Below are 12,863 nucleotides of genomic sequence, written 5' to 3'. Positions count from 1 at the left end.
CAGAAACGGTCGTCGTGCTCGCGGCGATTCCGCGGCGAGCCAACATCCAGCGGCCGTGGCGGCGCTGGCGCTGTGTCTGGCGTTGGGGACGGGGTGCGGGAGCGACGAATTTACGGCGAGCCCTGGCGGCGGCGTGTGACCGCTGGAGCAGACGACGTCTTTGGTGAGGCTGACGAGGGAGGTGTGCTGCCCGCGTTGGCGTCGGGCGCGCGTGTGGGACCCTACCGCGTCGTCAAGTACCTCGGGTACTACGACGCCGTCGAGCGATACGAGGCGCGGCATCGGCTGGGTCGTACCCACGAGCTGAACCTGATACCCGTCGCGCTGAACTTCGGTATTCGCTACGTGGAACAGCTGAAGCAAGAAGTCGCGGTTCGTTCGCGCGTTCGCCATTCACACGTCGTCCGGGTGTTCCATGCTGGAAGTCATGGATCGCATCGACGGCTGTGGCTGTCTCTCGAGCGGACGCCTGGCGCCGGACTGCGTGAGTGGCTCGCCAAGAACGGGGCTTTTGAGCCCGAGGCGGCCATGCGGCTGTGCGCGCAGGTCGCGCGCGGCGTGCTCGCACTCGAACCTTGCCTGCCAGCGCCCTTGCGGCTGGTGCGGGGAAACGTGCACATCGTGAACAGCACCACGGCCAAGGTCACCGATAGGTTGGCGTCCAACGCGTCTGCCTCCATGGGCGCGCAATCCCTTGCGGACAACTGGTATTTCTCCGTTCATGGTGTGCCGGGCCTCGGAGAAGGCCCTCGCGACCAGGTCGTCTTTCGTCTAGGCCTGATCTTGTTCGAAATGGTCTCCGGACGACCGCTCTTCGACCGAGGCGCTGACGCGAGCGCATTCCGAAATTGGCGCGATTTTCGCGGGTCCACCGAGTTCGGAAAGGCGGTTGCGGTTCTGGACCACTTCCTTGCGCCCGACGCCAGCGCTCGCCCGTTACTCAAAGCCGTTCCGAGCGTCCTCCACGGCAAGGGCCTGACCTTGCTCGAAAGCCCGGCATCCAGAATTCACGGGGAGTCGAGCGAGACGCACCCGGTACAGCCGGAGCCCGCGCTCGACTCGTTCGCGTGGACGCTGCCGAAGAGGGACGAGTAGCTCGACAGGATTTGCCGCGTGGCGTAGATTCGAGCGTCTTCATGCAGTGTACGGGTGGGAACAGTCTTGCGATGGCGCTGCTAGTGAGCTTGACGCTCGCAGCCGCACCCGCGGCAGCGCAGCAGACAGCACGCGAGTTGTTCGAGGCGGGACGCGTCTTGCATTCCAAACGCGACTACGCCGGCGCCGTGGCGCTCTATGAGAAGGCCTGGAGCAAAGAACCGAGCTACGAGATCGCTGCAAATCTCGGCCAGGCCGCGCTTGCCATCGGCAACCAACGGCAAGCAGCGAAGTACCTCGCGTACGCTGTCGCCCATGCTCCTGCGAGCGACGAAGCCGCTCGCGATCGCCTAGAGCGATCGCTCGAACGAGCCGAGAAGGCCGTTGCCCGCATCCAAGTCACTGTCAATCCACCAGGCGTCCGCGCGACCATCTCGATCGACGAGCGGGAAGTATCGGAGCTGGACCGCTCGCAGGGAAGCTACGTGAATGGGGGCGAGCACCACATATCGGTGACCGCTCCCGGCTTTGCTGCCGCGCCGCAGACCGTCACCGTAGAACCGGGACGGAAGTACGGCGTGCAGTTCGATCTCGAGGAAGTGAAGCGCACGCCCGTGGTTCCAGGGCCCGCGGCGCCGGCGTCGGTGCGGCACCACCCCACGCCAGAACCGACATCAAACGCCAAGGAAGCGGTCGTGATCGCAGGGCTCGGGCTCACTGCGCTTGCTGTGGGCACAGGTGTGTTCTTCACGTATCAGGAGCGCAGCTCTCAGGACGAGTACGTGGCATTGCGCGTGGCGTTGCTTCAAGAGGCCGGCGGCGAGCCCAATTTCTGCGCGTCGCCACCCCCATCGCGCGCCGCACGCTGCGCAAAGCTTGCCGAGGTGAACGATTCCCGTGAGCGGGAGCGAGCCTTGTCCACCGCAGGCTTCGTCATCGCTGGCGTTGCCGTTGTCGGTACTGCGACCGCATGGCTCCTGTGGCCAGAAGGGGGAGAGCACCAGAGCAGCGCGGCAGTCGTGCCTTTGCCTGGTGGCGCGGCTGGAGCATATCGGGCGAAATTCTGAGGTCAGCGCTCAGTACTCGTCCGCCTGCCACATCGCGCGCTCGAAGCGCATCACGCGATTTCGTCCGCCTTCCTTTGCCTTGTACAGGGCCACGTCGGCGAATTTCACCGCCTGCCAGAAGCTCTTGGTGTCGGTGCCCAGCTCGGCAACACCCAGGCTGATGGTCTTCTTGATACCGCCCTGCTGCGGAGCGAACCGCTCGGCTTCCACCGCCTTGCGGATCCGCTCGGCCACCAACAGCGGCCCCTCGGTGACGGTGTCCGTGAGCACCACCAAGAACTCCTCCCCGCCGTAGCGCACGGCAATGTCCGCACCGCGGACGGCGCGCTGGATGATGGCCGCGGTCTGCTTCAGCACTGCGTCGCCGACGTCGTGGCCGTGGGAGTCGTTCACTTCCTTGAAGTAGTCCAGGTCGCACATGACCAGGCCGACGGGTGCCTTGCGACGCGCGGCGCTCGCCACCAGCGTGTCCGCGTACTCCTCCAAGAAGCGCCGGTTGTGCAGCCCCGTCATGGCGTCCCGCAGGGTGGACTGCTTCAGGGTGCTCATCAGCCGCTTGGCCTCGATCACCGGCAACGCTTCGGACAAGAAGCGTCGCCCGCGGCGCACCAGCGTGTGCGCCGCCTTCATCTGTGGGTCTTGCTCGTCGCGGTCGAACAAGAACTGCACCACACCGCCGGTGCTCCCCGCGATGTTCATGGGCACGCAGACGTGCTCCTTGTCCTGTCCTCCGCGGAAGTAGCGGCAGATCTTGGGAAAGGCGGCAGACGACACGATCGCTCCGGTCTTCTTCGCGCGGCACAGGTTGCAGTCGAGGCGAATGTCGGGGCTACAGGCTTCCGCCGCCGCGGCGCTGGAGCTGACCACCGGCGTGAGCCGGTTCTTGCTGTTGGAGACCTCGTAGATCACCAGCTCGTCGAGGCCCAGCAGGGCGAGCTGGCGCCCCATGCGGTCGTAAACCTCCCCCGTCGTGTCGTCCCCCTCGATCACCTTCTTGAACGCGCTGATCTGCTGCAGGACCGAGGTCAACTGATTGAAGCGCTTCGCCACATCGCCCACTTCGTCGTTGCCCACCAAGGAAATGGGAGCGATGGGCCGACCGTCGTCTTCCGTCTGGCCGGTGTAGCGATCCGTGAGCGCCTTCACCTGACAGCCCAGGGCCTCCAGGGGTCGGGTGAGCGCCCGGGTCAAGAGCACCGCGAAGCCAATCAGGGGCACCACGGAGATCGACGTCAGCCCCAGGATCACCAAGCGCTCCATGAAGCCGTCCACGGACAGCGCCGCCAGGGACCCCAGGAGCAGGATCCAGCCCGCGAGGCCACCGGAAAAGAACAGCAGCTTCTGGCGGATGGGAACGTCGAAGGTCAATAGCCGATACAGCCGGCGGAGGAGGCTCGGCCTCTTGGACTCGGCCGTGCTGGACGTGGGAGCCGGAGCCTCGAGGATCACCACCGGGGGCAGTGACTGGCCTAGGGGAGCGATGTCTTCGGTGAGCTGCATGGGAGTCCGCCCTCCGACCGAGACAGAACGGCGCCCAGCGCCGAAGGTTGAGCGCTTTTTTCGTTTGGATGTCGGGGCGGCGCGAAACCCGGCGCTCAGCGGCCGGCGAAGCTCGGCGGGCGGCCGGCGCGGAACGCCGCGATCGCCTCTTTCAAGTCCTCGGTGCCGAAATCGATGGCCTGATTGGCGGCCTCGCGGTGCAGCGCAGCGGAGAGCTCCGACAGCAACCCGGCCGAAAGCGTCGCCTTGGCCTGAGCCACGGCGATGGGCGCCGCCGTCGCGATCTGCTCCGCGCACTCGGCGGCCGCCGCGTCGAGCTCGTCCTTGGGCAGCGCGCGACTCACCAACCCGAAGCGTTCCGCTTCTTCCCCGCTCACGAGCTTGCCGGTGAGGATGAGCTCCCGCGCCCGGGCGGCGCCCACCACGTGGGGCAGGAGCACGCTCGAGCCCATGCCCGGGTGAAGCCCCACGCGCACGAAGTTCGCGCCCAGCTTGGCCTCACGAGCCGCCAGGCGCACGTCGGCCGCCAACGCCAAGCACAGCCCCGCCCCCACGGCGGCGCCGTGGATCACCGCGACGCTCGGCACCCGCAGCCGCAGCACGGACAGGAACGTCCCGTAGAACGCCACCATGTTGCGTTGGTTCTCCTCCGCCGCACGCTTCGAGCTGTCCTCGATCAGCGAAAAATCCCCACCGGCACAGAAGGCACGACCGGCCCCGCTGATGAGCACGACGCGGGCGGCATCGTGGGCGTTGATGCGCTCGACGGCGTCGGCGATCAGCCGCCCCATCTCCTCGGTCATCGCGTTGTGCTTGTCCGGTCGGTTCAGGACGATGCGACTGATGCGTCCGACCTCGACCTCGATGCTGCTCATGCTCAGAAACCTTCCGTAGAGGGCGCCGGGGGAGGAAACCCAGGCTCTCCGGCGCCGGACGGATCGTAGCCCTGGGCCGGCGGCGCCGCGGGTGCCCCGGGCGCGGTGCAGGCGATGGTGGCGGACTGCGGTGCGTAGATGCCGAGGGTCTGGATCCCGAGGTAGCTCTGAAATGGGTCCATCTCGGTCTCCACTTCCGCCCAGCCGTCGGGGCACACCCGATTCAGGTCGTAGGGACCGCTCCCTTCGACGATTCCGATCAGGTAGCCGCTGTGCCATTTCTCGTAGTGGCTCTCGGGCGAGTGCCACGGCGGCTGGCCCGAGCGCACCGTGGTTCGGAAGCAGCCGCCCGTGAGCGCCGCCGCCAGCACCACCCAGCCCACGCGCCTCATCGTGGGGCCGCCTTTTCGCACACCACCTTCACCTTGCGCGGCGTGTAGATGCCCAGGGTGACCACGGAGACGCCGAGGGTGAGCACGTTCTCGCCGCTCGACACCTCGTGGGCCCGCCCCGTGGGGCACACGTCCCGAACGTCCACCACCGCATGCCCCACGCTGCCGAACAGGAAGAAGTGATTCCACTCCGTGTGGCTCTCGCCGGCCGCTACCCGCGGGTCGCTGAACGTGGCCGCGCAGCCGGTCAGAAGCAAGGTCGAGCACACGAGCCAGCGGCGCATCGAACGAACGGTACTGCGTTGCCGGGCATCATGGCCAGCCATCACAGGATGATTACGATGGCCGGCATGTCCTCTCTACGCGAGATCGGGCCCGAGCTTCCGGCTCTCGCCCGGGCGGCCATCGCCGCGGAGCTCACCGGCACTTCCGTGGCGCTGCCGGCCGTGGAGCTGCCCCGCGCTCCGGTGTTCGTCACGCTGCGCACCCAGGGCGGGGACCTGCGGGGCTGCATCGGTACCATCTCGGCGATCGAGCCCGACGTCGCCCGAGAAACGATGCGCAATGCCGTCCTCTCTGCCACCCAAGATCCGCGCTTCGGACCCGTTACGGCGGCGGAGCTCGCGGGTCTCAGCGTGGAGGTGAGCGTGCTGATGCCGGAAGAGCCGGTCCACGACGTGCGCACCCTCGACCCGCAGCGCTACGGCGTCATCGTGCGGGACGCCCTGGGCCATCGCGGCGTGCTGCTCCCGGACATCCCGGGCGTCGACAGCGTCGAGGAGCAGCTCCGCATCGCGCGGCGCAAGGCCGGCATCTCCCACGACGCGCCCATCGACGTGAGCCGCTTCCAGGTGTTGAAGTTCGAAGAGCGGCGTTGACGCGCCGAGCCGGGCGGCCGCGGCGTTTCCGCGCCGGGCCGGGCGGCCGCGGCGTTTCCGCGTTGCCCCGACAAGATCTCGTAGAAGGAGTCTACTGATGTTGGTGCGGCGCGATGCCCGTCACGGCACCATGCCCACTGCTTCTCGCGGGTCGAGCTCCCGCGCACAGTCGCCATACAGCGAAAAATGATGGCTGGTTCCGGGTAGCTCGAAGCGCCACGCAGGGCCCGCGGACGCGCGGTAGTACTCGATGCGCGCCAGACGATCCCGCGGCGCGCCCTTGCGCATGGCAAACGCCCACACGTCGCGCGTGGTGCAGCGCGGATCCGGGAGCGGCTCCGGTGAAGACGGACCACAGGGGTAGTCCGACACGTCGGGATCGGCGACCAGGCCCTCGGTACGGAGGTGTATCGTCTGCTTGCCGCAGTACTGATGGCGCGCCAGCGTGCCGGGCTCCCGCGCCGGCTGGGGTCCCTGCCCTTCCGGGCTCTGGAACACGAAGCGCGCACGGCCCGGTCCTTCACTCACGTCGATGGTGCCATCGCTCTTCACGCCTTCGGCCACCATGCCGCGCAAGATGATGCGCTTGGTGAGCGAGCGTGCCTTCTTGAGCGCGACGACGGGATCCACGTTGGTGGGGTAGCCACTGAGCCCTTCCGTAGTGGGCGGACCGGGCGGCTCGGCGACCTCGGGGCGCGACTCGAGCTTCGCCCACCAGGACAGACCGAGCCCGAGAGCGAACGTCAGCACCACGATGGCCAAGCCAATGATGCGGTCCTTCTTACGCGCGGCCTCGATGAGCTGGCGCTGTGCTGCGGGATCCGGGTCGGCCATAGGGCCGCTCCGTATACCAAAAACCGGCCCGGTTCTCGATCGTCGACTGCGCTCTTCGTCTCGGGCTTGGGGCCGGTCGGAAGCGATTGCGTTGAGTCCCGAGGCACGCTAAGAATCCGCCCCTCCCGGGCCTCCCGGGTCGGCCGGCCACTCCGGTGTCCGGTTCGGGCGCATAACTCAGTGGTAGAGTGCGATCTTCACACGGTCGAAGTCGCAGGTTCAAGTCCTGCTGCGCCCACCCATAGATTCCGAAAGTTGCGTGCTCTCGGATGCGCTCAAAGCACCAGCTCCGAGCCCTGGGCATCAATTGCCAACAGAACGATGGCGGCTAGGTTGGAGTAGAGGCTGGAGTGCCAGGTCGCAATACTGACCTTTACACCGCAGACGCGTGCCTTAGTACCCCCTAGGGGTTCTTGCCGGGCCGTCGTCAGCATCGCCGGGCGCCTGCTCGTTGATATGCGCCGGGAAGTGCGACGTGTGATCCGCTGCGCGCAAACCGAAACGCCGCCGATAGGCACATCGATCTAGGCGGTGAGGGTACATGAGTGATCAGGCGGGCGAACACGACTCCTCTGGCCTTTACGACCAGTGCGCTGCGCCGGCGTTTCGCGTCACCAGCTCGAAAGCACCGGAGGCGCGGCGGCCTCTTGGAGCCACTCGTGGAAACGGTGCGCCCGATCAGACGGGTCACGATCCCCGCGCACCGAACTCGTAAGCGATAGACTCGGCGATGCCACGACGCCAAACGGCCTAACTGATCGCGTCGACGATTGCGGCTGCCGCCACTAAGTGCAAGACCTTGGTGTCGTCCTTGCGCCAAACGCGGGTCGCGAACTGAACTTCTCGGCGTCCACCTCCTTCTCCGCTGCAGAAACGCTGCGACTGCCCCTCTTGCCATGGTGAAGCTAGCCCGGCGCACGAGCGAGAGCTGGGAGCTTCAAAGCAGCTGCCACACTGCCCCCATTCGCACACATTCGGGCTGCTGCACGGGACACTACCGCCCCGCGGCGACGAGCGCGATGGCAGAACCGTGTGCTAACTTCGGAACTCATGGCAAAAACAGTTGCTCTCATCAACATGAAGGGTGGAGTCGGGAAGTCGACTCTGGCCGTCAACCTTGCTTGGCAGTTCGCCGCTTTCACCACGTGGGCGAAGAAGGTGCTCGTTGTTGATCTGGACCCGCAGTTCAACGCAAGCCAGTACATGTTGGGAGCGACCGGATACGCGAAGCAGGTCGCGTCGACGGATCGACCAACCGTCTGGAATATCTTCGAGCAGCGCACGAGAACACCGGGGTCGGGTTCCCTCAAGGCGCCGACTCCGGCGGACACAATTGTGAACATCGTTACGTATCGAGGTACGGGTCGCCTAGATTTGCTCCCCTCGCGGTTGGAACTCGCGTGGTCGCTAAAGCAACCGGCAGAGAAGGAGTATTTGCTTTCGAAGTTCCTGAAGAAGGTAGAAAGTGACTACGATCTGGTCGTTATCGACTGCGCACCCACCGAGTCGCTACTGACGACGGCGGCCTACCTGGCGAGTGACTTCATTGTCGTTCCAGTGAAGCCGGAGTATCTGTCGACAATCGGTCTCCCACTCCTGGCTCGGTCGCTTCAGGAGTTTCACGAGCACTATGACGACCACTCGGTGGCTGTGGTGGGCGTCGTGTTCAATCACGCTTCCAACTACGCGCCGGAGGAAACGCGATCCAAGCGCGAGGTCCGGACAGAAGCGAAGAGGCTCGGCTGGCATGTTTTCGACTGCGACATCCCCTTTTCGCGTTCGTACCCAAAAGGCGCGCGCGAGGGTCGGCCCATATTTCGTACGTCGAACGCACAAACGAAGCAGAAGACCGCATTTCATATCTTCGCGCAGCAGCTGGCGCGGAGGATTAGCTTGTGACTAGTGGGCCCAAACGCACGCTTCTCGAAGACCTAGCGAGCCTACTCCGGAAGCATGGTCCGGAGGCATTTGACGAACTTGCCCGACAACTCGCCGCTCCCGGTTTTAGAGAGGAGCTCGTTCAGATTCTCGGAACTCTGGCGAGAGCGTCGGGGACATTGCCACCGCACATCGAGTCCCTGCCAGGTCGTAGCCGGCACTCAGAAGGCGACGGAATGAGCGGTGAGGATGAACACGTTCGAAAGCGGCTGCTGGAAGCCGTGCGAGCTCGCCTAAACGACAGGCAGAAGTTTCCAGGCGTGGCTGACTTGAGGGAGTTTGCCGAGAAAGTCGGATTCCGTCCGAAGCAGAAGGCCTCGCGGGCTCAACTCGTAGGCGCGCTTTGCAGGGAGCTAGCTCGCCGTGACACTGCTGAGTTGAACGAGCTACTCCAGCTGCTCACAGCGCCGGAGGCGAGCTCCTTGCGTCAATGGAGTGACCTAATCATTTTGGAAGACGAGCGGAGCTGAGCGGCCAAACGCGTGATGCGATCCTCGCGGTCTCCAATCCTCGATCCGGACCTGACCCATCGGCGCGAAGGCGCGAACGCAAATCTCCGCGTGACTGGCATTGCGCCCTAGCGACGTCAGCTGTTGGTTGTCGGGGTCGCTGAAGGCCTGCTGGAACATCTCGTCTGGCGACGACGCCTTGGGGAATTCGTCCCCGCAGTGGACGATGTCGGGTGCATTCGACTTCTCCACTAGCTGGATCTTCAGGCGCCAGCCGTAGGTCTCCACGCTTGGCAGATATTTGTCCGTCCTCTGCGTGATCTGCGAGCCCAGCAGCACGCGGCTCGCGGTAACGGTCTTGCCAGTCGCTCGTCCTTATCGTCGACAAGCTAGCCGCAATCGAGCCGCTTGGCTTCCTCGCAACCGGCAGATCTTGGTCGGCATTCAGTCAGGGGAGCGCTACGCCGTGAGCGCGCTCCGGATGCGACGCCACACGGCGTCGCGACCGGTACCGTCCTTGGCGGAGAACCCGATCACGGGTAGCCCGGCGCTCTTCTTCAGCTTGTCCAGCGCGAGCTTCTTTTGCGACGCCGGCAGCTTGTCGAGCTTGGTGGCCACCAGCAGCGTCGTGACCGGACGCCGGTTCTTCGCGGGTTCGGCCAACAGCTCCAGTAACTCGCGGTCGTCTTCTTCCACGCCGCGGCGCACGTCGACCAGCACCACCACCAAGGCCAGCGAGGGGCGCGTGAGCAGATAGCCTTCGATCAGATCTGCCCAGGCCTTGCGCTCGACCTTGGAGCGCTTGGCGTAGCCGTAGCCCGGAAGATCCACCAGCGTGGTGCCGAAGCCATCCGAGGTGCGGGCCTCGAAGAAGCTGATCTGCCGCGTGCAGCCCGGCGTGGAGCTGGTGCGTACCAGGTTTCGGCGCTCCATGAGGCTATTGAGCAGACTGCTCTTGCCCACGTTGGAGCGGCCGGCGAAGGCCACCTCCACGCTCACCGGCGGCGGTAGCTCGCCGCTGCTCTTGGCGCCAGCGACGAAGTGGGCGTCGACGACGCGGGGGCGTTTTTCGGTCTCGGCGGAGCTCACGGCGCGGAGCATGCCGGAGGCCGGGACGTCGCGCCAGCGCGGGGTTCGCCGCGCTGGCGCGCGCTGGGGAGCTACTTCTTCTTTTCGTCCTTGTCCTTCTTGTCGTCGTCCGGCGCTGCAGGCTGGGGTCCGGGGGTGTTGCGCGGACGCCCCCAGTTGCCGGGGCCGCTGCCGTCGCGGCGCCGCATTCCGGGGCGGCCGTCGCGGTTCATGCCGGGGCCCATGCCCATGCCGGGGCCCATGCCCATGCCCATGCCGGGGCCCATCATCGGCGGACGGTGGGCCATCTCGCTCATGGACTTCAAGATCAGCTGCACGCTGCTGGCGTACTGCTCGGCGCTGATGTCGTTGTTCGCGCGAGCTTCGCACAAGCGGAAGAGCAACGTATCCAGCATCGCGGCGTGACCGTCCGGCGCCCCCGGCATCGCCGCGCCTCGCTTGCCCTTCTTCATCATCTTGGCGCCGCCCGGAGTGCGCATCGTGCAGACGTGGGACGCACTTGCGCTCTTCTGGGCGATGGTAATCGCGCCCGGGGTCCCCACCACGTAGGTGCCGGACTCTTCCAAGTGGGCGGAGTGAACGGGAACGGAGCGTGCGCAGCCGCTGGCCAGGAGCAACGCCGCGGCGGCAACGAGGAGCTTGGTCATTGTCGATACACCTCTGAGCAAGAGAATCGACCGAGGGTAGTCGAAGCCGGGACCGTGGAGGGAGCCCGCATGACACCCGTCACGGCCAGCGCACGGGGGAGCGCGCACAATTTCCAGCATGAAGCGCGGTTGGCTGGTGTTGGGGATGTGCATGACGGCCAGCCCGGCGCTGGCGAGCCCGGGGGACGCCCACTACGCCCGGGGCAGCTCCGACATGTTCTGGTTCATGCACGTGTCGGATCTGCACACCAGCTGTGAGTGGAACGCGACGGACGAGGACGCCAACATGAGCTTCGCCTTCGGCCCGGCGCTGTCGGCCATCGATCCGTGGTTCCTGGTTGCCACCGGCGATCTGGTCGACGGCTCGCCCCTGGGGGTGCCCACCACCGGGCAGAGCCAGGCGGAGTGGGACGAGTACCGGGCGCACTACGAGAGCGCGGGGCTCTCGCCGGATTTCTACTTCGATCTACCCGGCAACCACGATGGCTACGGCGACACCGGGTTCACCCACTACTTGAAGAGCTCGCTGCAAGGGAAGACGAACCAAGGCACCTACGTGTCCTGGAGTGTGGACACGCCCCTCGGCTCCTACAAGTTCTTCGGCCTCGACAGCGCGGGCGTGGGCAGCGGGCCCTTCAGCGAGAAGCCGGAGTTCTTGCAGGCTCAGATCGACGCCATGAACGGCGAGCTCGCGACTGGCCCCGCGCCGGACCTGGTGTTCGTGCTCGCGCACCACCCGATCCTGGATCCCAAGAACGGCGACCAGGTGGTGCAGACGCTGAAGGATGCCGGCGGTGGCTTCTACGTCCACGGCCACGTCCACGAGTACGACGAGTACAGCGACGGAGATCCGAGCATCGTCGCGAACGAGGTGGACTCCTTGGGTCAGAAGACCACGGACAACATCGGCGTCGGCGTGGTCGACCATCGCGCCTTCGTGTACCGAGCGACGGGGGTCAGCGCGGCGTGGCCGCTGGTGATCGTCACCGCGCCGGTGAGCCGCTCCCTGCGCGGCGGTGACACGAACCCGTACGCGTACACCGTGTGCAAGGACCGACCGGACAATCCCGTGCGCGCGGTGGTGTTCGCCGATACGTCGCCCAGCGCGGTGAGCGTGACCGTGGGCACCCTGCCGCCGGTCGCCATGAGCCCCGAGAGCGACCCCGTGGGTGTGTGGTCGGCCGTGGTGGACACGACGAGCCTCGTGGTCGGCGGCGCGGACGTGACGGTGACTGCGACCGTGAACGGCGTCACGCGCTCCGACACCGTCACGACGGACCTGGTGGCCGGACCGTGCGCCGAGCTACCGAGCGACGCGCCGGCGGTGGGCGGCGCGTCGGGCGCCGCCGGCACGGGCGGCAGCGTCGCTACCGGCGGCAGTGCGGGGCAGGGGGCGCCAGGGCGCGGCGGGCAGCGCGGGCGCGGCGGGCAGCGCGACAGAGCCGCGCGCGCGCCGCGGACGTCGCCGACGACGGCGGCTGCGGCTGCCGCACGGCGCGCCGCTCCGCGCCGTCGTTCGGGTGGCTGGCACTGCTGCTGCTTGCCGTCCGCCGCCGGAGGTTCCGCGGCGGACCGACAACATCGAGCTGAGCTCAGGCGCGGCGTCGGCGGCGACGCACCGCCGCGACCAGCAGTCGGAGCTCCTCACTCTTCACCAGCCACGCGGCCAGCAGGAACACGACGCCGAAGCTCGCTGCGGCGGCGGCGCCGGGCAGCATGCGCATCACCGGGCCGCCGCCCACGATGCCGTCGAGGGACCTCGCGAGCCACACGCCCGAGAGCGCAGCGGGGGCGGCGGCGAGCAGTGTGCGCAGCATGGAGCCGCCGATCTCCGCCAGGTGCAATGAGGGGAGGCGACGCCGGAGCAAGATCACGAGCAGCGTCATCTGCGCTGCGCTGGCACCGGTCACCGCCAGGCTGATGCCGACGTGACCGAAAGGGCCGCGCAGGGCGAGGGCGAGGGCGATGAACACGCACAGATCCGTGGCCGCCACGAACACCGGAGTGCGGGTGTCGCCCAGAGCGTAGTAGACGGCGACCAGCTGCCGGACGGCGGCCACCATCCAGATGCCGAGGCCCTGGGCGGCCAGCGCCTTCGC

13 protein-coding genes and 1 tRNA gene are annotated in these 12,863 nt (G+C 66.7%); 6 read left to right on the top strand and 8 right to left on the bottom strand.

Annotated features, from left to right (window positions below):
• The first annotated feature begins 183 nt into the window (after positions 1–183).
• Together H6717_11245 and H6717_11240 are read left to right on the top strand one after the other, a co-directional pair.
• Positions 184–1,095 carry a hypothetical protein gene (locus tag H6717_11245; protein MCB9577585.1) on the top strand — a complete coding sequence of 304 codons (912 nt, stop codon included), beginning with the start codon at positions 184–186 and terminating at the stop codon, positions 1,093–1,095.
• A complete protein-coding gene (locus H6717_11240; GenBank protein ID MCB9577584.1) occupies positions 1,068–2,162 on the top strand; it encodes a PEGA domain-containing protein in 1,095 nt (364 codons plus the stop codon). The genes H6717_11245 and H6717_11240 overlap by 28 nt, the downstream gene beginning before the upstream one ends.
• Before the next feature lie 9 nt (positions 2,163–2,171).
• Here the strand turns inward: H6717_11240 and H6717_11235 are convergent, their stop codons facing one another.
• From H6717_11235 to H6717_11220, 4 genes are all read right to left on the bottom strand, one after another.
• The gene (locus H6717_11235) at positions 2,172–3,662 is read right to left on the bottom strand and encodes a diguanylate cyclase (GenBank protein ID MCB9577583.1); all 1,491 of its coding nucleotides are present in this window, start codon (positions 3,660–3,662) and stop codon (positions 2,172–2,174) included.
• A gap of 95 nt (positions 3,663–3,757) precedes the next feature.
• Entirely contained in the window at positions 3,758–4,537 is a 780-nt protein-coding gene (locus H6717_11230) for an enoyl-CoA hydratase/isomerase family protein (GenBank protein ID MCB9577582.1), read from the bottom strand.
• Between the two features lie 2 nt (positions 4,538–4,539).
• Positions 4,540–4,929, bottom strand: a complete 390-nt coding sequence (locus H6717_11225; protein MCB9577581.1) for a hypothetical protein — start codon at positions 4,927–4,929, stop codon at positions 4,540–4,542.
• Positions 4,926–5,213: a hypothetical protein gene (locus H6717_11220; GenBank protein MCB9577580.1), complete on the bottom strand. Its 288-nt coding sequence runs from the start codon at positions 5,211–5,213 to the stop codon at positions 4,926–4,928. Before H6717_11220 ends, H6717_11225 begins: the two co-directional genes overlap by 4 nt.
• Before the next feature lie 66 nt (positions 5,214–5,279).
• Between H6717_11220 and amrA the strand changes: the two genes are divergently transcribed.
• Positions 5,280–5,807, top strand: coding sequence for an AmmeMemoRadiSam system protein A (amrA, locus tag H6717_11215; protein MCB9577579.1), 528 nt, complete (start codon positions 5,280–5,282; stop codon positions 5,805–5,807).
• Between the two features lie 120 nt (positions 5,808–5,927).
• Here amrA and H6717_11210 read toward each other — a convergent pair whose 3' ends face one another.
• Complete coding sequence (locus H6717_11210) at positions 5,928–6,641, bottom strand: hypothetical protein (protein ID MCB9577578.1); 714 nt, start codon at positions 6,639–6,641, stop codon at positions 5,928–5,930.
• Positions 6,642–6,807: 166 nt separating this feature from the next.
• On the opposite strand from H6717_11210, the gene H6717_11205 reads away from it, so the two are divergent.
• Positions 6,808–6,879: transfer RNA gene (locus H6717_11205), tRNA-Val, on the top strand.
• Between the two features lie 812 nt (positions 6,880–7,691).
• On the top strand, positions 7,692–8,540 hold the full coding sequence (locus H6717_11200) for a ParA family protein (protein MCB9577577.1): 849 nt from the start codon (positions 7,692–7,694) through the stop codon (positions 8,538–8,540).
• A 479-nt stretch (positions 8,541–9,019) separates the two neighbouring features.
• Here H6717_11200 and H6717_11195 read toward each other — a convergent pair whose 3' ends face one another.
• From H6717_11195 to H6717_11185, 3 genes are all read right to left on the bottom strand, one after another.
• Positions 9,020–9,367, bottom strand: coding sequence for a hypothetical protein (locus tag H6717_11195; protein MCB9577576.1), 348 nt, complete (start codon positions 9,365–9,367; stop codon positions 9,020–9,022).
• A gap of 120 nt (positions 9,368–9,487) precedes the next feature.
• Complete coding sequence (ysxC, locus tag H6717_11190) at positions 9,488–10,117, bottom strand: ribosome biogenesis GTP-binding protein YsxC (protein MCB9577575.1); 630 nt, start codon at positions 10,115–10,117, stop codon at positions 9,488–9,490.
• 71 nt (positions 10,118–10,188) lie between these two features.
• Positions 10,189–10,764, bottom strand: coding sequence for a hypothetical protein (locus tag H6717_11185; protein MCB9577574.1), 576 nt, complete (start codon positions 10,762–10,764; stop codon positions 10,189–10,191).
• Positions 10,765–10,882: 118 nt separating this feature from the next.
• Here H6717_11185 and H6717_11180 point away from each other — a divergent pair, with 118 nt between their 5' ends.
• Positions 10,883–12,685, top strand: coding sequence for a metallophosphoesterase (locus tag H6717_11180; protein MCB9577573.1), 1,803 nt, complete (start codon positions 10,883–10,885; stop codon positions 12,683–12,685).
• Positions 12,686–12,863: the final 178 nt, after the last annotated feature.

Source organism: Polyangiaceae bacterium (assembly GCA_020633235.1).
Classification (GTDB): Bacteria; Myxococcota_A; Polyangia; order Polyangiales; family Polyangiaceae; genus JACKEA01.
This window is presented reverse-complemented; position numbering and strand designations above follow the sequence as displayed.